This window comes from Robbsia sp. KACC 23696 (genome assembly GCF_039852015.1).
Classification (GTDB): Bacteria; Pseudomonadota; Gammaproteobacteria; order Burkholderiales; family Burkholderiaceae; genus Robbsia.
On sequence record NZ_CP156626.1, the window covers coordinates 759,293 to 780,945 of the forward strand.

Genomic DNA, 21,653 nt, shown 5'->3' on the forward strand with positions numbered 1-21,653 from the left:
ATCCGGTATGTTTTTATCTGTAGACCGGCACGTTTGACTCTGGTATCGAGATGTCTGTATGGCATGGATGATCGGTGTGTGCCGAAGAACGATCAGCTGATAGAGCCACCGCTTGCGAGTGGCAGCCGAGGCTGCTGGGATCACGAATCCGCTGCGGTTCCAGGGGTAGTATTTCGATGCCGAGACGGGGGCGCATTACAATCGGTATCGGTACTATGATCCGCAGGCGGGGCGGTTCATTAGTAAGGATCCGATTGGGCTTCAAGGCGGCTTAAATGTTTATCAATTTGCCTCTAACGCGATTGAGTGGATCGATCCACTTGGCCTTGCATGTAGTCCGACGCGGCGCGCTAGTGTGAGAGAAATTCGGCGACGACTTGGCATTCCAATATCTCAGCAACCGATCCGTCAGAAAATGGTTCCATTGACCGACTCAAATAATACTTGGATTTTGGGCGACAACAAGCAACCGATCATGACTAGGGAATTGACCTATCAGGTCAATGGGAAGAACGTGATTGGTCAAGACCACTCCGCGGGGCATTATTACGATGAAGGAGGTATTGGTGATCAGCCGCCGCACCATAACGTCCGACCCGAAGGCGATACACGGACGGGAAAAGTTAGCGGCATAGAAGATCACTACTATTTCAATTGTCCGAATAAGAAATGAAAATGACCTCAAGGGTTATTAATCCCAAAGCGTTAACCTCCATGTATGACGATTTTCCGGCGCTTAATGGATCCGAGCTTACCGATGTCCATGTCAAGCGAGATGAGCCGAGGTTATCGATTAAGCTCATAACGAAGGAGAAGCCAAAAATTTCTCCTCACCGGTGGCCGAAGAATTATGACGTGGTTTACCTTGAGCTATCTTTTATCGGTATGAGTGGTTTATTATTCGATCGGTGGGGGATTGAGAACATCGTTGAAAGATTTGAATTGGAGGATGTGGGGGAAACTGCATCCGTAAGATTTTTTTTGAAAAATCAAGCAACACTGACATTTTCATGTGACTGGATTCGCGTTGAAAGTATTGCGTACGGATTTATTGGCAGTCCGTGATTAAAAATAATAGTCATATATACGACTATTTTATTTTTACTTAGCTGTAATGATGAATTTGGCGAATTAAATGGCGATACGCACTTGCCGCCGTGCAGCAATCCCGCATGTTCCATCCTTAGACCGGCACCGTTTTCTTCTGGTATCACGACGACTGTATGGCATAGCGTCCGTTCCTTTAGAAGTTGGCTATACGTACGAGCGTCAGCATCGCGAGACGTCGCAGACACTGGCGAGTCGGATTACGCAGAACGCGCGCTATGACGAAGCAGGGCGCTTGCAAAGGTAGGAGCCGCCCAAGACGATTTGACGCGGTCGCTGACGCTCACGCGCGAGAGTCCCGACTGGCTCGTCGTGAAGCGTGGGCCGCAATTGACGGAAGCGTATGCGCGTTTTGGCGCGCATTATCGGCTTGCGTATCTTCAGACGTGCTATGGCTCGCAGATCATTCGCGACTACGACGCAAAGCATCGCTTGACGCGCGTGGACTATGCGGAAGGCGTGCTCGGATTCCGGCTCAGTGCATCCCTATTCCGCAACGCACTGTCCTCACGTGCCTGCTCTGAATTCGATCCGACGGTTGCGCGCACGGCCATCGGCCGTATCGTTCGGGGCGATCGGTTGGTCCGGCCCCACGCCGCTGCTATCCATCTGCTGTGCCGGGATGCCGCGTCCCACCAGATAGCCCTTGACCGCATCGGCGCGCGCCTGCGACAGCGCGATATTCGAGCGGCGATCGCCGGTATTGTCCGTATGGCCGACGATGGCCACGCGGGTGCCCTGCATCGTCGCCAGTGCCGTCGCCATCTGATCGAGGATGGCCTTGCCCTCCGGCGCCAGCACCGAGCTGCCGATCTCGAATTCGATCGTGCGATTGGCCAGCGTCCGATCCAGCAGGTTCTGTTGCTGTTGCGGCGCGGCCACCCGCAGGCCGTTGCGGATCGTGAACGTCGGATTCAAGGCCGTGGCCATGTCGCTGGCTACTTGCTGGCGCTGCGCTTCATTGCTCACTTCGCCACGCACGTCGATCTGCGTGCCGTCCACCTTCAACTGCCCGCGATGCACGGTCTTCAGATTCGTCGTCAGCAACTTCTGCACATTGCCCGACCAGTTCGCCGGCGTCGACACATTGCCGACGGTGAGCTGATCCTGCACGTTGCCGGCGCCGTAGAGCGCCTGGACGCGTGCCAGCACGGCGGCCTTCGTCGCGTCGTCGGGGACGATGCCGCCCACGACCACCTGACCCGGCCGCATCGCGCCGCCCGGTCCCGGTGCCGCGTCGATCGACGTGCTGGTCGCCGGCGCGGTCGAAGTAACCCGTGCGCCACCGCTGCCGCCGCTGCCACCGATGTCGCCGCGGTTCGACGCCAGCGTCGTGCTACCGCCGCTTGCGCCACCATCGAGCACGGTCGCCCGTGCGTTGTCGCCACCGATCCGGTTCACCGTGACGTTCGCGCCGGCGTCGTCGGCATAGGCCGCTGCAGGGACGCAGAGCACGCCTGCCAGGCCCGTCAGCAACGCGCTCGACATCGTCACCGCCAGTCTGCCGCGCAACGGCGTTTGAAAACGCTTTGAACCCATCCCACTACTCTCCGGTGAAGACTTCGCGGAACGTATCCACGGCGACGCGCAACGATAATTGCGGTTGATCCAGATAACTGACCAGCTTGGTCAGCGACGGGTCGGCACGGGCCTGATCGTCGACCCATTCCGGGTCGTCGATATCGATGTTCTGCGTGATATAGGCCTGCGGATCGAAGACGCTGTGCAAGGTGCGCGCCGAGCCACCGTCGAGACCGATGATCAGCCGATCGCGGCCTTGAATCTTCGTCATGACGATGGCCACCTCGAAGTCCGCGCGCGAAACGAACGGCGCGCACAGCTCCAACCACAGGACCGCGACCAGGCTGCGGTACAGCGGGTCCGTCGGCAAGGGCAGCGTCAGCCCTTTTTCCACGCGCGGTGTCGTATCGCCGATCAGCGGCTTCAGCAAGATCCCCAGCGCCAGCAGCGTACGGCGCGGATTGACGGCTGCGCCGCCCGATGCCGCCTGCAGCATCGTCGTCAGGCCTTCCAGCGTCTGATGATCGAGGAAATCGGCAAAGGTGCCGTCGTGCGGACTGCCCGGGCCGGTGACGTCGACGGTGACCAGCGTGTCGGCGAGTTGCTGCAACGCGCCGGCGGGATCTTGCGGGCCTAGCAGCGGCGTCATCTGCGCTTCCGCGCGCGCCCAGAGTCGCGCCAGTGCCAAGGGACTGCGCGTCTGAAAGTGCATCGGTTGCTGCACTTCGAAAGCGGCCGCCACGATGAACGGAAAACGTCGCTGCGAGGCATCGCCGCTGGCGGCGAGATGGCCTGCCACGGCGATCTTGCTATGCGAGCCGAGAAACGCGAAATGGAGCGGGGCGATGGTGTCGTAGACCAGCTTCCAGCGCGGATCCTCGGCCATCATTTCCATCGTGCGCGACAGCCACTGATCGAGCGTATTCAGCAACTGCGGATTGCGCGTGCTGCGGACGAAGTCGCCGCGCGAGGGCAGTTTGCCGAAGTACTCCAGATGTTGTTGGATCGCCTTGCTCATTGGCTGCCTCCCGCCGACGCATTGCCCAGCCCGCTCATTGCACCGCTCGCACCCGTCGCCGTGGTGCCGCCGCTTGCGGGACGGGCCGCGGGCGCACCGGTGCGCGCGGCACCGCCCGGCAGCGGTATCGTCACGACACTGGGCGGCAGCGTCGTGCCCAGCAGGCTCTGGCCACCGGCGCCCGCCTGGCCGCCCGCGCTGTCGCCGCTCTGGGCGCTGCTGATGATGCGCATCCGTGCGGAGACCGTCACATTGCCCTGCGTCCACGCCAGATCGAAGGTGCCATCGGCCTGCCGCTTCGGATGGCCGGCGTCGAGCAGTTTCTCCAGCCCATAGTTGCCCGGCTGGTTGAACAGTTCGAGGGTCCGGCCGTCATAGGTCGTCGCGGTCAATTGCGCGCCCGGCTGGCCGCTCGCGTTCGGCCAGACGAAGTTCGTCCATTGCGGCGGCGTATTGCGATAGCGCAGTTGCTGACTGTCGATCGTGATCGAGTATTCCGTCGTACCCGGGCTCGGTTCCGGCAGGATCTGGAACACCGTCTGCGGCTGTTGTGCCGCCGCCCCGCCCGACACTGCACCGCCAGCCAACGGCGCCACCCAGCGGCCGAATCCGGCGATGAAATCCGGCGACAACTGCAGCCCCATATCGCCCCAGGTACGCGGGCTCAGGATGTCGCCACGACGCACCACCAGCGGCCCGAGGGTGCTCGTGACAAAGGTCGAGATCGAACCGCTCGGGCCGAAGACCTGCGCGATTTCCGCCGGGGCGGCCTCCACCTTGCCGCTCGCCGCGAACGGATATTTGGTCGCCAGACCGCTCTGGAACGGTTGGTAGATCTGCGCCATCCAGATCTTGTTGATCTCGCCGCTGGCCGCACGCGTGATGACCGCATAGCCTTCCTGCAACGGCCGCACCAGCAGCGGACGCAGTGCATTGCGTTGATCTTCGCTCAGGCCGTTCAGCATCTGCTCGTCGACGTACTTCAGCGCATCCGACAATTCGGAGCCGTTGCCGTCGAGCGTCTGCTGCATCAGCGTCTTCGCGCCGGGTCCCGGTTCGCCTTGATTCTTCAACGTGTTGAAGCGCGAACGCACCTTGCTCAGCCGATCCATATAGGTCCGCAGCATCGATCCTTCGTCGCGCTGCATCACGATCCGACCCAGACCCGTGAACGCCGTACCCACCGGGCCAATCGGCATGGCTACCGGCCGGCCGTTGATATCGATGTTCGCGCTGCCCGGCACGTTGCTGCTGTTGAACAGATTCTTGAACCAGTTGATGACGCCGGTCTTCGCGCGCGTGATGCCGGTGTTCAGCAGCGACGGGTTGTCCCACGACGTCTGCTCGTACGCGGTCTCAAGCAGCTTGCGGATCGGCGAATCCTGCGGATCGCCCAGCCGATCCAGCGCGTTGCTAGCCTGCACGAAGGTGCCGAAGTCGCGCACGGCGATGCCGTTCATGAACTGCTGCCACTGCACCGCGTATTCGGCCTTGTACATGCCGACCAGCGCCTTCTGAATCTGTTCCGGACTGCCGTCCAACGTCAGGTCGTTGCTGTCGGTGCTGTCCAGCACCCAATCCTTGGCCTGCAATTCTTTCGTTGCCGCATCGCGAATCGCCGGCTGCACGTAATCGAACCAGGCTTCGCGCGTGAACGTCCCGGGAATCGCATAACTGCCGGCCACCAGCTTGCCGTCGTCCGGTCCGAGGATGCGCGCCACGGTCATCGGCGCATACCGTGTCGATGCCCGCGCCTTGATTTCCTCGTAGACCCGTTCACGTGCCGGCATGCCGCTGACCACGCGTCGCAGATCGGCACGCGTCTGATCCACCAGCGCGAGATTTTCCTCGATCATCGGCCAATCGTCGTCGTTGACCCGCGACAGGTAGAACGTGATCATCCGCTCCGCGCTACGGATCATCTGGTCACGGGGCATCGTGCCGCGATTCGTCTCCAGCCAGCCGCGCCAGAAGCGCGCCAGCTGATCGGTCAGATGCGCGATTTCGACGTGCCGTTTGTCGCCCAGCATCAGGTAGGTCTTCAGCGCGTTATAGGCATCCTGTACATTCGTCGCCGAGGCATCGGCATAGAGGCCATTGCCTGGCGACGTGCCGGCGGCGGTCGTGTTGTTGCGGCTGGCCTGCAGCGCCGTATGGGCCTGTCCGCTGACCTCGGTCGGCGCGTGATTCAGCGGCGACAGATCGGCTGCGTGCGCATTGACGTCGTTCAGGAAGGCATCGAGGTTGGCCGATACCGGCGACAGCAGCAATTGCTTGACGCCGTAGTAGTACTCGTCGAGCAGACGCTGTTCGAGCCGGTCGCCTTGATAGAGCCCGAACGACAGCGACAGCGGCCGATTCTGGCGGAACTGCTCCAGCTGCTGGATACGGTCCTCGAGGATATCCATGCCCTCCAGCCGCGATTGCAGATCCGAATGCTCGCTCTGCAGGCGCGCGACCTTGTCGAGATCGGCTTGGACGTTCCGCGTCAATTGCTGGTTGTTGACCGTCGACCAAGTCCAGACGCCGAGCATCAACGCCAACGCCGTCACCAGACCGAAGAACGTCAGATAGCGCGCGCGCGTTTTCAACGGGCTCGCATATTGCCGGACGGTCTTGCTATCGGCAAAGACCACTTTCGAGAAAAAGTCGCGCAGGAAGAAGCCGTGCTTGCTCAGCATCGCCGCCGCGTTCGGCAGCGGATTGCCGCCCAACGAAAAACGCCGCGCGATGCGTTCCGATGCCGCGCTGCTGGCCACGCCTTCCTGCAGCGCGCTGCTGAAGTAGAAACCGCGGAAGACCGGTTGGTACTGGAAGGGATTGGTTTCGAACAAGGTCGCGAGGAAAGCGCGCAGCGAGGACTTGATGGCAGAGAATTCGAGCGGGAAGCTCAATTGACCCGGGGCCAGCGTGCCGTTGCGACTCATCGCGATCTGCGCGATGCTGATGTCCTTCAGGCCGTCATGCAGTTCGTCGAAGCGCTTGTCGAACTGCGCGACCGCGTCTACTTTTTCGCTGGGCTCGTACGGAAAGCTGGAGCCCCAGACGCGTTCGAATTCGGCGCGGTCGCCACCGCCGAAGAATTCGGTGAAGCCGGTGATCAGATCGGCCTTCGTGAACATCACATAGACCGGCGCGAAGACTTCCAGCTTTTCCGTCAACTCCTGAACGCGCTGGCGAAGATTTTTCGCCAGTTCGATCGCGAATTCCGGCCTGCTGCCGGTCAATTCGGCAATGCTCGCCGTGACGATGATGCCGTTGATCGGCGCGCGCGGACGGTACTTTTTCAGCAGGCCGAGGAAGCCCAGCCATTCGGTACGGTCTTCCTCGTGCACCGCGTAGCGTCCGGCGGTGTCGAGCAGAATCCCTTCCGTTGTGAAAAACCAGTCGCAATTGCGGGTCCCGCCCACGCCCTGGATCGCCGCAGTGTTCTCGCCGGCAAGCGGGAATTGCAGCCCGGAATTGAGAATTGCCGAACTCTTGCCGGCCGAGGGATTGCCGATGACGATATACCACGGCAATTCATAGAGAGCGCTGCTGCCGCTAGTCTGTCCGATCTTCGAGGTCTTGATCGTTTTGACGGCCTGCGCCAGGCGGCTGCGCAGCCCGTCGAGTTCGGCCTGTCGTCCCGGCTCGGTGCCCGGTGCCGCTTGCGCCGTTTCGACCTGCTGTTCCAATGCGGCATTCAATTTCGCGCCGGAACGCCGTCCTTTGAGGAACTTGAACAACCAGATCACGATCCAGAGAAACAGCAGTACGCCGAAGACGGCGACCGCCCAGATCAGTCGGATGCGCAGGGCGCTCGCACCCAGGAACAGGAAGCCGGCCAGCGCCAACGCACCGATGATCGACAACGTACGGGTATGAGTCAGTATGCGAAGCAAGCGTTGCATGAAGAGAAGCGATCCTGTTCTTGGATGTCTTACGGGCCGATAGCGTTGGCAGGCGTCGCACCGGCGCATCGGGGCGCGGCACCTGCGGCGGATCAGGCGGCTAGCGGTTGCGAGTGATCGGGTGAATCGGCCGCGTTCGACGAAGCGGGTGCGGGGACGCTGGCATCGGCATGCATGTCGATGTCGGCGATATCGGATGACGCGTTGCCCGGTCGGGTGACCAGCATTGCCAGTTCCCGTCGATCGGACAATGTCACGGCAAGCGCGGGCTTTCCGTGCTCGGCGGTGTCCGCCGCGGCCAGCGCCACGCTGAGCAAGGCGCCCGCCGCGCCGGTCGCGCCGCAGGCGCCGTCCGTTGCCAGGCAGCGGCGCTCCGCAGCCAAGGCCGCGACGGTCCGGTTCCAGAGTGCCGATACCGTGATGCTGTCGGGGCCGTTGCTGCCGGCGTCGGAATACACCGCGCTCATCGTGTCGGTCGACGCGCGCGCGGCGGCCAATGTCGTATGCGTCAGTGCTTCCCACTGCGGCAGCGGATTGCCGGCCTCTGTCTGTGCGTCGGCCCCGTCGGCCGCGATCGACGGCGCGAAGCCCGGTGTGCTCAAGGCGACCGCCGGCGGTTCGGCATAGGGGAGGGGGGCGGTGTCGCCGGGCATCGCGCCGAGGATCAAGGCCACGGCGGCTTCGCCGGCGGCGCTCAACGTGCTTTCCGGCTCGTCGCTGATCGACGAATGCGCCGCGGCGACGATGATCACGGCCGGACCTACCCGCTGGCTGAAGCCGCCGGGAAGTGCCTCGCCACGCAGCGGCGCGCCATGCAGGCGGTCGATCGCCTCGGCGACGACGCGATAGGCGGTGTCGCTGCCGTCGGCCGACCGGGCCGTGACCTGAAGCGCCACCGACGACGCATGGCCGTGTTGTGCCGCGATTTCGTTATGCCGTACCTGCAGCGCCTCGGTCGCGCGCTGCGTCAGCGCCGACGACCAGTCGTCGGGGACGATCGCCGCGAGCGTGACCGCTAGCGGTTGGCGACGGCCTTGCGCATCGACTTGCGGCGGCATGCCGGCGCACGCCTGGTGCACGTGCTGCAATCCCTCGCCGCAGACATCGAACAGCAGCGCGGCCGCGCGCAGCGATACGTCCGAAATCGACAGGGACATCGCGCCGGGGTTGACGCCGGCGGCGGGCGAGAGCCGCGCGCGTGTCTCGTTTAGTGCCTCCGGGCGCAGGTCGGCCACGCGCGCGGCACGGCGCGGATAGCCCGACAGATTCAGCAGGGCGGCATCGAGCGGCGCCGTCCGGCCTTCTTTCAGGGCCGCCTTGATCAAGCCCGAGTGGGCGCCTAATGGACTGCGCAGGATGGCGTGACGGAATGCGGCGGTACGTGCGACGGCCGGTGCGCGAGGCGTATCGGGTTGCGCGTCGGCCTGGGGCGCAGCAGTCGCCGGCGCGGGTGTTGCGCTGCCAGGTGTCGAGACCAGCGTCTGCTTGATGCCCCCGATCATGCGCCCCAACAAGGTATAGGCGATGACGATGACCGAGGGCATCAGCACGAGGTAATCGGTGATATCGCGTGTCGACGGGATGCGGTTGCCGTGCTTCCACCATGCAATGACGCCTACCCACACGATGGCGAACACCGCGAAGATCGAGAGCGACGTTTTCAGAATCTGTTTGATCGGCAGCGTCTGCATGATGGTCAATCCCGCGCGGCAGACGCGTGGCGGCCGGCGACCGCAGGACGCTGTCGCGCGGCCGCCCGCGAGGCACCGACGACGGCATGCCCTCGTGTGCTCTGGCGATTCCCCGCTCCCCGCGTGGTCGCGGCGCGCTGCGCGCCGCTACGGTCTGTTCGGTCCGAAAGGACGATGCGTGGCCGTATCATGCTTCGTTATTCTCTACAGTCGTCTACAAAATGGCCGCTCGGTATCGTCGGCGCGCCTTGCTTGCCGCACCGTGTTCGCGATGCTCTCGCTGCTGCGCTACTCCAACGGATCGAGCGGTTTCGATACGCCCATCTTGAATCCTGGTTTGTGATACTCGACGTGTCCGTAGTCATGGAACGACCAGTTTCCGCCCCATACCAGCCCCACCTCCGCGGCGGTCTTGCCGTACAACGTGTACCCCTGCATCGCCCACGGATCCTTTTCCGAGATCACCACCTTGCCGTCGCGCAGGAAGGCGTTGTCGGCTGCCAGTCCGTACTGGTGATAACTCTGGTTGGCGCCGGCTTGCGTGACGTGATTGCCCGACGAGGCCAGTCGCGCCTGCCGATCCGGGCTGCGATAGCCTTCCAGCAGCACCATCTGATAGCCGTACCGTTCGGCCATCAACTTATAGACCAGCAACAGCCGGGTCCGGAAATCCGCATCCAGCAGATTCCAGTCTCGGCTGGCGTTCCGGATCTGCGGCCGGATCTGTTCCACTTCCTGTGTCGTGAAGATCTCTGGCGGCGGCGCCGGAGGTGGAACTAATTGTTCTCCGTGCAACAAAGCATCGATTTTCTCATCGGACACGTCTGTCGTGTCGCTGAACTGGAATATCTGTTGCCTGCCACGAAGCGATAAAGCAATTAACGGCGGGGTGGCCAGCGTTCCCGCAGAAATGAGCAGTAACAAACGACGGCGCACAAGCATATCCCGGAATCGGGCTGATGTCGATGCGGTCGCTCGGGCTGAATGGACCAATCCCCTTTCTCCATGGGACGCGACAGTACCAAGCGTTCCGGTAATACGTCGGAAAGCCCGTGCGGTATGTTCTACCACCTGAGCGCGCACGTCGGGAAGAAATACCAGTACGGCGATACAGACCGCTGCGAGGAAGTAACTCGATAGAGCAAAGAAAATCACGTTCTTATCGACTTTGAAAGGAAAATGTTACCTATCCGTAGGATCAAGGCATTTCTAATCCAAGCGGTTGTGCATTAAAATCATCGCCATGTTCGCATGCCGCCGTGTCATGTGAAAAGATTGCACTCCGCCAATGCTTCTGCATACACCGTCTCTGTCGTATTTTTTATGAAAAAGACGGAGCGTCGAGTCGGCGATGTCGATCGGCATTTTCCGATCTCGGCGCAAATACCGGGCGACAGCCTATCGCTATGCCGTAAAATGCGGAAAAGAAAGGGCGGTCTGTATTGATGAACGACACGAATTGAAGAGAGAGGATGAGCGACGGAAACGGAGTGACGCCGCCCAAGCAACCGCCTAGCCTGCTGGGCGGTACGGCATCATCGACCACGGCACCGAAGCCCGCGGGCACGGAGCCGCGCATTCTGGCGGGGCTCGATGGCAAGGGGGCGAAGGCGGTCAAGGGTGCGCCGAAGGCGGCACCGGTCGGTCCGCGTGCCGCGCGCAAAGGGGTCTGGGTGGGCGTCGTGGCGTTGTTGGCCCTAGTCGTGGCGGCCGGCGGCATTTGGCGCTCGCAACAACGCGCGACGAACGACGACACCTTGGTCGAGACGCGCTCGTCCGCGGTTGCGGCAAACGGTTCCGGCAGTGCGGCGACGCCGGGCGCGCAGACGCGTCAGGACATGACGGCAGCGTCTGGTGCCGGGCAGACAGGGACCGGCAGCGCGACCGTGAATGCCGCGAATACGGGGACGGCTGTCACGCAGCCGCCGCCGATGCAGGCTGCCACGATCGTCGACACGCCGGCACCGGCGGCGAACGGCGTGACGGCATCGACGCATGCCGCGATGGACAATACGCATGGTGCACTGCAAACGGACCCGGTGAAGGCGTTGGCCAGCCGGACCGATGCGGCCGACAAGCGTCACGACACGGTCGTCTCCAAGGACAGCAAGGAGACAGCTTCCAAGCATGCCGATAAGAAAATGACGCGGCATGAGCGGGAGGCGGCACTGCGAGAGCAGCATGACCAGGAGCGTGCCGCCACCCGCACGCGTGCAAAGAGCGAGGACCCGGACGCCGATATCCTGGCCGCCTTGTTCAAGCACACGAATGCGATCAACGGCGCGCCGGGCTCGACGGCGGCCGGCGCGGCGAAGGGCACGACGGCCGATGGCGCGGCGCGTGGTGCCAAACCGGCGCCAGGCAGCCTGGCCGCGAAGGTGGAGGCGTGTCGCAGCAAGGGCTTCTTCGATGGTGAAGTGTGTCGCTGGCAGGTGTGCGATGGGCATTGGGGTAGCGACCCGGCCTGCCCCGGCAATCAGCGGGCCGCTGCCGCGACGCATTGATCGCGCGATGCCGCGGTGACGTCAAGGGGAAGACGGCGATTGCTTGCGATGCGCACGGACCGAGCGTCCGCTACCCGGCATCTTTGTCGCTTGCACGCGTCGCACCCGGCGTCGCATGCCTAGCGCATTTTGAAGGGGCGATCGCAGCATAGTAAAGTGACCGACACGCAGGATCGTGCATCGAAAAACGGTTAGAACGATTATTTTTATCCGCAAATCCGATGCCTCGGCCGGCCTGTCATTCTCTCTACCGAGTTGCTGCTCATGATGAACATCCGCGACGTGGGCCATGCGCCCGAGCGGCCTCCGCGCTGTGAAGGGTGTGATGCCCCCGACGCTGCCCCGATCGATATCGCTTTCGCGTTTCAGCCCATCGTCGACGTCTCCACAGGCCAGGCCTATGCGCACGAAGCCCTGGTGCGGGGACCGCAAGGCGAATCCGCTGCGTCCGTGCTGAAACAGGTTGGCAATGAAAATCGCTATCGCTTCGACCAGCGCTGCCGGACCACGGCCATCGCGCAGGCGTCGGCACTCGGCATGCAGAGTTTCCTGTCGATCAACTTCATGCCGAATGCCGTCTATCAACCGGCCGCGTGCATCCGCAGCACATTCGAGGCGGCGCAAAAGTATGGCTTTCCGCTCGAGAGAATCATCTTCGAAACCGTCGAAGGCGAGAATATCGTCAGTCGCGCGCACCTGGTCGAGATCTTTCGTGCGTATCAATCCTTCGGTTTCCAGACCGCCATCGACGACTTCGGTTCAGGCTATTCCGGCCTGACGTTGCTGGCCGATTTTCAGCCCGATCTAATCAAGCTCGATATGGGCCTGGTGCGCGGTATCGATGCCGATGTCACGCGTCAGCGCATCGTCTGCGGCGTCTTGCAAATCTGCCGGGATCTGGGCATTCGTGTGATCGCCGAGGGCATCGAGACCGCCGGCGAGCGCGATTTCTTCGCCAGTGAGGGGGTGGCGCTGATGCAAGGCTATCTGTTTGCGCGACCGGCATTCAAGGCGCTCCCCGAGATTGGCGGGCTGGCTGAATCCGCGTGATGCAAGCGATGCCGTCACGCGGCACGCGGAAAAGCCTCGGGCCGTAAACGGCGCGAGGCGAACAGGCGATGCCATCGGACAGCGGACGTATCCCGCAAAACCGATGCGGCGCGGTGTCGAAAAGGGAAAGCGATGCACGGCGTCATGAAAACGCCATCGTGCGATGCCATTGTCGGACGAAGGTCGGCTAAAAGCTCTCGACGGCGTTGATGCCGGCAAGTCCGCAAGCGGCTTCCCAGACATCGCAACGCGCGTGAGACGCGCCGAAAACCTGCACACCGAGCGTCGCGCCATCCAGCAGCATGACCAACACCGGCGCGAGTTCCTGCGCTTTCTGCGGGTCGATGATGTCGGAGAGGATGTCGCCGATGAAACAGGTCAAATGCGACTTCTGCTCGACGTTGATCCGATGGATCTGCGTTCCCTTGTCGGAGAACTCGTACGCCGCATGGGCGAACATCGAGCCGGTGAAACCCTCGCTCTTGAACCAATCGCGGTGCCAGTCGAATACCCTTTTGAGGCGTTCCACAGGCTCCTGTACGGCGGTCGCATAGCGTTCCAGCGACTCGGCGTCCCGGTATTGGCAGGTTTTCAAGACGGCCACCACCAAGTCTCCCTTCGAGGGGAAGTGGCGGTACATCGTCATCTTCGACACTTTGGATTCAGCGATGATCCAGTCGATGCCGACTGCATGATAGCCATGCTTGCCGAACAGCGTCGTCGCTGCTCGCAATATCTGTTCTCGTTTTTCTGGCACGGAGAACCTACTTGGTCAGGACGGTTGGAAGGAAATGTCGATCATGTACGGGTACAGCGTGCGTCACGCCGACACCCGAAGGCGCCGACGCAGCGTGGCGTGTGGAAGTCTTGTTATAGGCTAGATTGTCGGACGGCGGTACAGCCCGTTCCATGTTTCTTACGGATGAATTCGAGAACAACGAATACCCGGTAATTTGATTATAGGGGAAGCTTTGCTAGTCGGCAGGCGTCCGTTCGATTTTGCCCGATCGCGGCGTAGACTTATTGGTCAGTCGTGGTCCGCTACCCCTGCGTCCCGCGCTGCATGCCCGGCTGGCGGTGACGCGCGCCCGCCCCATCGACCTCGCGGGGCGTGAAGCGGATTATTGGCGGTGCAACACGCAACGTTATTGTGTGTCGACGCGATCATGTGTGTCGACGCGATCATAATAGTCGCGTCTCGCAAACCCTTGCGCCGTGCCACGCCGCATTTTCATGATGATTCGTTGACGGAGATCCCGCTTGATGACTGACACTTCGATGCCTTCCTCGGGCCCTGCCGCGCGCACCGCCGCTGCGTCCGATGCAATGTCGGACCTGCAGGCGCGCTATGCATTGGCCTGTCGCTTGGCGCGCGACGCGGGCCGTCATGCCCTGACGTTCTTCCGAGAGCGGGATAGCTTGCAGATCGAGCACAAGGGCTTGCAGGACGTCGTCAGCCGCGCGGATCGCGAGGTCGAGCAGTTCATCCGCGGCGGCATTGCCGCCGAATTTCCTGAGGATGCGTTTCTTGGCGAGGAGAGCGCGTCGGACGACGGCGCAGCGTTCGGTGAAGGCGACATCGAGGCAGCGCGCGAGCGCGACGCCGGATCGCGGCGCGTGCTTTGGGTGGTCGATCCGATCGACGGCACTACCTGTTTTCTGCAAGGTATGCCGGTCTGGTGTGTCTCGATCGGCGTCGTCGTCGACGGCGTACCGACGATCGGTGCCGTCTACGATCCGAACGCCGACGAGTTGTTTCATGCGCTACGTGGCAAGGGCGCCTGGCTGACCAGCCCCGGCGACGGCCCGGGCGATGCCGCACGCGTGAAACCGATCGCAGCCCACACGGCACGTACCTTCCGTGACGGGCCGCTCGGTCTGGGCTATTCGCACAAGGTGCCTGCGTCCACCGTGGTGCCTTTCCTCGACGCCTTACTGTCCGATGGGGGCATGTTCATCCGTAACGGATCGGGCGCCCTGATGATTGCCTATGTGGCCGCGGGTCGTCTGATCGGATACTACGAACCGTTCATGTATCCCTGGGATTGCATGGCCGGGCTCGTTCTGGTGCGCGAGGCCGGCGGCGAGGTCGAGGATTTTCTCGCCGCCGACGGCCTGCGTCATGGCCATCGGGTGATCGTCGCGGGGGCGGGTCTATTCACGTCATTGCAGCGGATGGTAGAGACGACGGTGCCGTCGCCGCGCGTGGCGGGCTGAGCGCATCGGCCGTAGATGCCCCGGCCGGCGCGCCATCGAGCATTCGGATTTCGCGGATCGGTTGGGCAAACGCGATGCCGAGTGCGGCGAGCCCGTCGACGATCGCGAGATTCAGCGCCTGCTGGCAGTCCATGTAGACTGCGTATTCGGGGCGATTCACGTAGTAGACGACCTCGAATTCCAGCGCACGATCGGCAAAACTCGCGAAGTGCACACGGTCGAGCCGTGTATTCGGAATCCGCGCCAGCGCTTGTTCGACCATCGCCGGCACCGCACGCAGGCGCGCAGCCGAAGTCGCGTAGGCGAGACCGAAGCGGAAGGCGATACGTCGCGTCTCCATCCGCTGAAAATTGTGGATCTGCTGTTGCAGCAAGGCCGTATTGCTGCAGATGATTTCTTCGCCGCGCAGGCTCCGTATACGCGTCGTTTTCATGCCGACCTGCTCGATGGTGCCGCTGACCTCGCCGAAGGAGACGTAATCGCCGATGCGGAAGGGTTTGTCCAATCCGATCGCCAGCGAAGCGAACAGATCGCTCAGAATGCCTTGGACCGCAAAGCCGATCGCGGCGGCGCCGATGCTCAGGCTCGCGACAAAGGCGGTGACATTGACGCCTCCCTGCGCCAGCAAGGACAGCAGGAAGAGTGCCCACATCAGCGCCCGTGCAAACCAGGCGAGGACGCGGACGATGACAGGGTTGATGCCGTCTTCGGCATCCACGAGGACCGGCGACATCGCTGGCGCAGCCATCGGTGCCGCGCCCGACGCGTCGGACGCCGGCCGCGGTGAGGCCGCCCCCTGAGCTGCCGCGCGTGCGCGGCGCAGGCGATGCCGGTCCAGATAGCGATCGCTGAGCAGCGATACCGCCTGACTGGCCCAAAGCGCCGATTGCAGCAGGAAGACGGTCTGCCAGCCCCGTTTCAACCACGCCAGCAGGGTGTCGGTATTGCCGGTCGCGGTCATTGCGGTGCCGGCCGAATGGGGTGCGCCCCTGCTCAGCAGGGTCGCCGGGTCGAACGTCGCGATGGCGCCGATGGTCGCGGCGAGGCTCAGACCTGCCAGCACGGAGACGGCGATCATCATCGGTTTGCGCGTATGCCGCAGCAGCCCGATGGCGACGAGGGTATAGGTCTCCGTCGGTCGCATCGCGGGAGACGATGCGGTGTCGGCCGCCGCCGAGGCCGTTTCCAACGTGGCGGCCAATGCGCTCAGTCGGCGAATCGCCCAACGTCGCAGGCCGTCGAGTGCGGGATAGCCGAGCGCGGCAATCACGGCGGCGCCGATCCACTGGGCCGCCGTGAGGCCGCCGAATAGGGCGGCGGTCAGCCAGTCGGGGAGCGCAAGGGTTAACATGTGGCGAAAGCAGACGCGAACGGGTTGATCGGAGGGCCCGACGGGGAGGCGTAGAAGCCGCGCCGTCACGCCGCAGCGGGATGCCAGTGTACTTGCCATGGCATCTCGAAAAAAGCGGCCGCTACGGCACCGACGATCCCGTACGACACGCGTACCCAGCGGGAGGCAACCGCGTATCAACCGCGTAAGGAAGCAGGACCAGAAAATGGAAAAAGAACACGACGCCGTCATCGCGCCGAAGCCGAGCACGCCGCCGATCGCGTCGCGCGGGACGCTCGATCTGCGTCCGACGGGGATGCCGGACCGGATTTACGGTGCCTTGCTCGGTCAGATATTGGACGGGGTGTATCCGCAGGGCGGCCGACTCCCCACCGAGCATCAACTGGCGGACGCCTTTCAGACCTCGCGTCCGACGGTGCGCGAAGCGTTGGCACGGCTGCGCGCCGACGGCATCATTCAGACGCGTCATGGTTCCGGAACCACGGTCGCCCATCGTCCGGACCCGGACGTGCGTCGATTCGCGCCGCTGGAAACGCTCTCCGATATTCGTCGCTGCTTCGATTTCCGAATCGTCGCGGAGGCGGGCGCCGCCGCGCTGGCCGCCACCGATGCCGGGGAGGCGGAGCGCGAGGCGATGCATCGCGCGAATCGCGCACTGCAGCAGGTGATCGAGACCGGCGGCATCGGCGCGGAGGAGGACTACGCCTTCCATCAGGCGATCGCGCGGGCATCGATGAATCCCTACTTCGTCACCGTGCTCGGTTTCCTGCAGGAGCAAGTGCTGTTCAGCATGAATTTGTCCCGCAATCTGTCGCTTATCAAGACGGTAACGCGTCGCCGGGAAGTGCAGTCCGAGCATGCCGACATCGTCGCCGCCATCGACGCGCGCGATGCGCAAGGTGCCTCGGATGCCATGCGCCGGCATCTGGAGGCGGCCGTCACGCGCATGTTTGGCGCCTGAACCCCGCGCGCTTTGTGGGGCGCTGCCCCCTTCCGTTATTTCGTACGCGCCACGTTGCCGCTTCGATCCAAAATGCGCTACAGTGCGGATAGGTAAAGTTGTTTGACAACTTTACCGGAGGTCGTGCGCCTTGCACCGCCCTGTCCCCATCCGGACCCGCCTGGAGTGACGATGAGAACCGATGCTTTTGCAGCCGAGGAATTAAGCACGACCGTGATGGCGGTGCCGCCGCTGGCCCGACGCGCGGACTATGCGCTGGACCCGGTGCAGAACCGCCGCTTGATGGCGCATATCGCGCAGGGCGGCGTGCGCACGCTGCTGTATGGTGGCAATGCCAATCTCTATCACGTGCCGATCAGCGAATACGCGGCGCTGCTGGATCTGCTCGCCGAGCAGGCCGATGCGCAGACACGCGTGATACCGGCGATCGGTGCCGATTACGGCAAGATGCTCGACCAGGCGCGGCTGCTCCGCGAGCGGCAGTATCGTACCGCGATGGTGTTGCCGATGGCGGGCTTTACCACGGCATCGGGCGTGTACGACGGCCTGTCCCGCGTTGCCGAGCTGGCGGGCTTTCCGTTGACGCTCTACATCAAGCAAGAAGCCTATCTGGACTTGGACACCTTGGCGCGCCTCGTCGAGCAGGGCGTGCTGGCGGCGGTGAAGTACGCGATCGTGCGGGAGCATCCGGAGAGCGATCCCTACCTGCAGGCCCTGATCGATCGCCTCGGCGGATCGACGCCGGCCGCGCGTGCTGCCGCCTTGGGGAAGCTAGTCAGCGGCATGGGCGAGCGCCCGGCCATCACTCACGTGAACGACTATGGGCTGGCGGCGTGGACCACCGGTTCCGGATGCATCGCGCCGCGTGCGGTAATGCGTCTGTTCGAGGCCGTCAAAGCCGGCCGTCTCGACGAAGCGCAGGCCTTGCATGCACGCTTCATGCCGTTGGAAACGCTGCGCGACAAGATTTCCTTGATCCGCGTGCTGCACGATGCGGTGACGGTCAGCGGGATCGCCGATATGGGACCGATGCTGCCGCTGCTCTCCAACACGGACGCGGCGGACATGCCGGCCGTGCGGGAGGCCACCCGGGCACTGCTCGAATTCGAGCAGTCCCTCGGCTGAGCGCTTAGTTTGCCGCTTCCGTCTGGCGCACGGCCTGACGCACCTTGGCGACCTGATCGACAGAGACGGCCGAGGCATGATTACCCCAGTTCGCTCGCACGAAGGTCAGCACATCCGCGATCTGCTGATTCGTCAGGCGCCAGCCGAAGTCCGGCATGGCGATCGGCGCTGGCGCCGTTGCCGTGCTCGGCATCCGCGAGCCGCTGAGCACCAGGTGGATCAACGAAGTCGGATCGTCCGCGTTCACCGCGGAGTTGCCGGCCAGCGATGGGAAGATGCGCTTGGCGCCAGTACCGTCCGAGCGATGGCAGGCATTGCAGCTGTTCAGATAGACACGGGCACCGGCCGAGTCGATCTGTCCGATGCGTAGCGGCGGAACCTGTTCCGCATCGACCGCCACCGTCGCTGCGCCGGGTGTCGCCGAGGGCCCCGACGTACTCGACGTACTCGATGCCTCCGACGTGCTCGATGTCGAGGCGCTGTTGGCACCCGCCGCCGCCTTGCCCGATTTCGGCGGCAAGGCCTTCAAATAGACGGCGATTGCATGGAGGTCCTGGTCGCTCAGGTATTGCGTGCTGTCGGCATGCGCGGCGAAGTAGGCCAGTGCGCCGACGGTGTTGGTCGGGTTGTAGGCGAAGTTCTGCGGGAAAGCGGACGCTCCCAGGACGAACACATTCGAAACATCCCACGACTGCAGGTATTTGTTCACCACACTGTTGTCGGGCCGCTCGCCGGCGACGGCCCCGCCGGTGGTATGCGTCGTTTGATACGGGCGCAGATCGAACTGTTCGCCCGGCTTCGAATACGACAGCTGGAACTGCTTCGGATTCATCGCCTGCGCCACCTTGGCCGCCTGTTCCGTGACGTATTGCGTCATCTTGAATTCATTGGGCTGACAGTCGAAGGTCATCTGCAGCAGCGGCTGTCCAAATGCATCCTTGTATGTGGGGTCGAGCGACAGGTAATTCTGCCGATATGACATCACGCTGCCCTCGGTGCCGATCGAGAAGCTGTGCAGGTAGTTATCCTTCAGCGCCTTTTTCCATTGCGATCCCCAATTCGGCGTGCCGGATGGGATACCCGCTTGCTGTATGGGACGTCCCCCCGTCACCATCACCGACGTATAGGCGCCGCCCACGAAGCCGGCCGGCCCGTGGTCGAAGTTGTCGCCATTCATATCGTCGTAGACCATGCCGCCGGAGCCCGCGCCGATGAAAGAATTGATCGCCGTGTTCGCATCGTAGAAGATTTTGACGCCGCTGTTCTTCTGGTACGCGTAGTTGCGCCCAACGGTGCCGGCGTTCGACTGCGGATCGTAAGGCTTGCCGATGCCGGAGAGCAGCAAGAGACGGACGTTGTGCATCTGGTAAGCGCTGAGGATGAGGAGGTCCGCGGGCTGTTCGAAGGTACGCCCTTGTGCATCGATGTATTCGACGCCAGTGGCTTTCTTGCCGCTGCTGTCCAGCAGCACGCGCGTCACATGCGAACGGTCCCGCAGTTCGAAATTGGGCTTGCGTACCAGGGCCGGCAGAATGCAGGCTTGCGGGGAGGCTTTGGCATACATGTAGCAACCGAAGCGTTCGCAATAGCCGCAGAAGTTACACGGCCCGAGCTGCATGCCGTAGGTATTCGTGTAGGCTTGCGAAGCATTCGCCGCGGGAATCGGGAACGGATGAAAGCCGACATCTTTTGCCGCTTTCGCAAACAAATCCGCGGGCACGTTATTCTTTAAAGGCGGCAGCGGATAATCGCGACTGCGCGGTGCCTCGAAGGGATTGCCGCCGTCGATCAGTTTGCCGTTGATATTGCCGGCCATGCCCGAGACGCCGGCAACGTATTCGAAGCGATCATAGAACGGCTCGAGTTCATCCGATGTGTACGGCCAGTCCTGCGTGGTCATATCGTCGGGAAAGAAACTTTTGCCGTAGCGGTCCTCGAAATGGCTGCGGATCTTCAGGTCCGCCATCGTCGCGCGATAGGTGCAGCCGTTCCAATGCACGCCGGCGCCGCCGACACCGCTGCCCAACAGGAAGGCGCCCATCTGCCGATACGGCATGGCCACCTCGTTTGGCGTATGTCGCATCGTCAGCGTTTCGCGCGACAGATCCTGCATCAGTTGATAGCGCACCGCGTATTTCAATTCATCGGCGATTTTGGGATAGGCGAAATCGGGATAGGTATCGCGATTCTCTCCGCGTTCCAGACCCACTACGTTCAGGCCGGCTTCGGTCAATTCCATCCCCATGATGGCGCCCGTCCAGCCCATGCCGACGAGGACCGCGTCGACCTTCGGTTTTTTGATATCGGCCATGCTTATGCGTTCCGTTGCGGGTTCGTGCCACTTTGGACGTTGTCGGCTTGCGCGTTGCTTGCCCCTGAGGCAGGCGCGGGCGAGGGATTCGGCCCCAGGCTGTCGATGCTGACTGGCGGGAGCGGATAGCGTTTGTTCTGACCCACCCAATCCAGGAAGTCGGCGCGGGCGCCCGGGAAGCCGATCATCTGCCACGACCCGGCGTCCTTGTTGCCGCCGTAAATCGGATCGGCCAGATAGCCTTCCTTCGTGTTTTGCAACAGGAAGCCGAAGAAGTCCTTGATGGGGGCCCTGTCGGACGAGACCTTGCCGCCTTCCATGTCCGTCAGCAATTGCTCTTGCTCCGTATGCGCGAGATCGGCGAAAACCTTGCCCGAGAATGTCTGCTTGCAGTGGTCGTTGATGGCGGCAATGGCGGCGCGATACAGGTCGCGTGGTTTCAAGGGATTTTGATAGCCCCATAATGAGGGCGTGTCCGGTTTGAACGGCCCGCTCATATACCAGTTCGACGCATGACCGAAGCCCGCATCCATCTGCTTGTCGATGAACACCGGCACGTTGAGATCGAGCGCGCCCTGGCCTTCCGCATCGGCGGGGATCAGGCGATCGGTGGCCGCTTTGATAAACGCCCATTCGTCGGCGTTGAAGTAGTGCGGGGTGTACTGCGCGAGATCGATCGATGTGGGTCGGACCGGCTCCGCGGCAGTCATGCCGACGCCGTTTGCCGGCGCGTTGGGCGCAGACGCTGCCGCGGCGGCGCTTCCCGATGCGGCGGTCTGTCCGCTGGCGGTGATGACGGCGCCGGCAGGCAGGATGGCAACGGTCTTGCACGGACGGACCACCCCGTCGAAGTAACGCGTGTTTGTCCGCGATGACTTCGCCACTACAGGCTAGGTATTACAGG

Annotated in this window: 16 protein-coding genes and 2 pseudogenes; 8 read left to right on the top strand and 10 right to left on the bottom strand. The window is 62.7% G+C overall.

The window, feature by feature from the left end; genetic code table 11:
- Nucleotides 1-181: 181 nt before the first annotated feature.
- From ABEG21_RS03055 to ABEG21_RS03065, 3 genes and pseudogenes are all read left to right on the top strand, one after another.
- A pseudogene (locus tag ABEG21_RS03055) lies at nt 182-316 on the top strand (RHS repeat-associated core domain-containing protein); the annotation flags it as partial.
- A gap of 99 nt (nt 317-415) precedes the next feature.
- A complete protein-coding gene (locus ABEG21_RS03060; RefSeq protein WP_347555814.1) occupies nt 416-673 on the top strand; it encodes an HNH/endonuclease VII fold putative polymorphic toxin in 258 nt (85 codons plus the stop codon).
- Nucleotides 670-1,065 carry an immunity 50 family protein gene (locus tag ABEG21_RS03065; protein ID WP_347555815.1) on the top strand — a complete coding sequence of 132 codons (396 nt, stop codon included), beginning with the start codon at nt 670-672 and terminating at the stop codon, nt 1,063-1,065. The genes ABEG21_RS03060 and ABEG21_RS03065 overlap by 4 nt, the downstream gene beginning before the upstream one ends.
- A 549-nt stretch (nt 1,066-1,614) precedes the next feature.
- Here the strand turns inward: ABEG21_RS03065 and ABEG21_RS03070 are convergent.
- The 5 genes from ABEG21_RS03070 to ABEG21_RS03090 all read right to left on the bottom strand — a co-directional run bounded on the left by ABEG21_RS03070 (nt 1,615) and on the right by ABEG21_RS03090 (nt 10,385).
- On the bottom strand, nt 1,615-2,646 hold the full coding sequence (locus ABEG21_RS03070) for an OmpA family protein (protein WP_347555816.1): 1,032 nt from the start codon (nt 2,644-2,646) through the stop codon (nt 1,615-1,617).
- Nucleotides 2,647-2,650: 4 nt separating this feature from the next.
- Nucleotides 2,651-3,646 carry a type VI secretion system-associated protein TagF gene (gene tagF / locus ABEG21_RS03075; RefSeq protein ID WP_347555817.1) on the bottom strand — a complete coding sequence of 332 codons (996 nt, stop codon included), beginning with the start codon at nt 3,644-3,646 and terminating at the stop codon, nt 2,651-2,653.
- Complete coding sequence (tssM, locus tag ABEG21_RS03080; protein WP_347555818.1) at nt 3,643-7,539, bottom strand: type VI secretion system membrane subunit TssM; 3,897 nt, start codon at nt 7,537-7,539, stop codon at nt 3,643-3,645. Before tssM ends, tagF begins: the two co-directional genes overlap by 4 nt.
- A 92-nt stretch (nt 7,540-7,631) precedes the next feature.
- The gene (locus ABEG21_RS03085) at nt 7,632-9,230 is read right to left on the bottom strand and encodes a hypothetical protein (RefSeq protein WP_347555819.1); all 1,599 of its coding nucleotides are present in this window, start codon (nt 9,228-9,230) and stop codon (nt 7,632-7,634) included.
- Nucleotides 9,231-9,518: 288 nt separating this feature from the next.
- A complete protein-coding gene (locus ABEG21_RS03090) occupies nt 9,519-10,385 on the bottom strand; it encodes a M15 family metallopeptidase (protein WP_347555820.1) in 867 nt (288 codons plus the stop codon).
- Nucleotides 10,386-10,702: 317 nt separating this feature from the next.
- Here ABEG21_RS03090 and ABEG21_RS03095 point away from each other — a divergent pair, with 317 nt between their 5' ends.
- The gene (locus ABEG21_RS03095; RefSeq protein WP_347555821.1) at nt 10,703-11,734 is read left to right on the top strand and encodes a hypothetical protein; all 1,032 of its coding nucleotides are present in this window, start codon (nt 10,703-10,705) and stop codon (nt 11,732-11,734) included.
- 264 nt (nt 11,735-11,998) lie between these two features.
- A complete protein-coding gene (locus tag ABEG21_RS03100) occupies nt 11,999-12,784 on the top strand; it encodes an EAL domain-containing protein (protein WP_347555822.1) in 786 nt (261 codons plus the stop codon).
- Between the two features lie 187 nt (nt 12,785-12,971).
- On the opposite strand, the gene ABEG21_RS03105 is transcribed toward ABEG21_RS03100, so the two are convergent.
- Complete coding sequence (locus ABEG21_RS03105; RefSeq protein ID WP_347555823.1) at nt 12,972-13,541, bottom strand: TetR/AcrR family transcriptional regulator; 570 nt, start codon at nt 13,539-13,541, stop codon at nt 12,972-12,974.
- A gap of 506 nt (nt 13,542-14,047) precedes the next feature.
- On the opposite strand from ABEG21_RS03105, the gene ABEG21_RS03110 reads away from it, so the two are divergent.
- The gene (locus tag ABEG21_RS03110) at nt 14,048-15,001 is read left to right on the top strand and encodes an inositol monophosphatase family protein (RefSeq protein WP_347555824.1); all 954 of its coding nucleotides are present in this window, start codon (nt 14,048-14,050) and stop codon (nt 14,999-15,001) included.
- On the opposite strand, the gene ABEG21_RS03115 is transcribed toward ABEG21_RS03110, so the two are convergent.
- The gene (locus ABEG21_RS03115) at nt 14,943-16,352 is read right to left on the bottom strand and encodes a mechanosensitive ion channel family protein (RefSeq protein ID WP_347555825.1); all 1,410 of its coding nucleotides are present in this window, start codon (nt 16,350-16,352) and stop codon (nt 14,943-14,945) included. The two genes, ABEG21_RS03110 and ABEG21_RS03115, sit on opposite strands and share 59 nt — an antisense overlap.
- A gap of 295 nt (nt 16,353-16,647) precedes the next feature.
- Between ABEG21_RS03115 and ABEG21_RS03120 the strand changes: the two genes are divergently transcribed.
- Complete coding sequence (locus ABEG21_RS03120) at nt 16,648-17,313, top strand: FadR/GntR family transcriptional regulator (protein WP_347556596.1); 666 nt, start codon at nt 16,648-16,650, stop codon at nt 17,311-17,313.
- A 171-nt stretch (nt 17,314-17,484) separates the two neighbouring features.
- Entirely contained in the window at nt 17,485-18,438 is a 954-nt protein-coding gene (locus tag ABEG21_RS03125; protein WP_347555826.1) for a dihydrodipicolinate synthase family protein, read from the top strand.
- Between the two features lie 4 nt (nt 18,439-18,442).
- Here ABEG21_RS03125 and ABEG21_RS03130 read toward each other — a convergent pair whose 3' ends face one another.
- The 3 genes and pseudogenes from ABEG21_RS03130 to ABEG21_RS03140 form a co-directional block, all read right to left on the bottom strand.
- Nucleotides 18,443-18,838 (bottom strand): cytochrome c, encoded by a 396-nt coding sequence (locus ABEG21_RS03130; RefSeq protein WP_347556597.1) that lies wholly within the window; start codon nt 18,836-18,838, stop codon nt 18,443-18,445.
- Between the two features lie 156 nt (nt 18,839-18,994).
- Nucleotides 18,995-20,749 (bottom strand): annotated as a pseudogene (locus tag ABEG21_RS03135) (GMC family oxidoreductase); the annotation flags it as partial.
- 2 nt (nt 20,750-20,751) lie between these two features.
- Nucleotides 20,752-21,633 carry a gluconate 2-dehydrogenase subunit 3 family protein gene (locus ABEG21_RS03140; RefSeq protein WP_347555827.1) on the bottom strand — a complete coding sequence of 294 codons (882 nt, stop codon included), beginning with the start codon at nt 21,631-21,633 and terminating at the stop codon, nt 20,752-20,754.
- Nucleotides 21,634-21,653 lie beyond the last annotated feature (20 nt).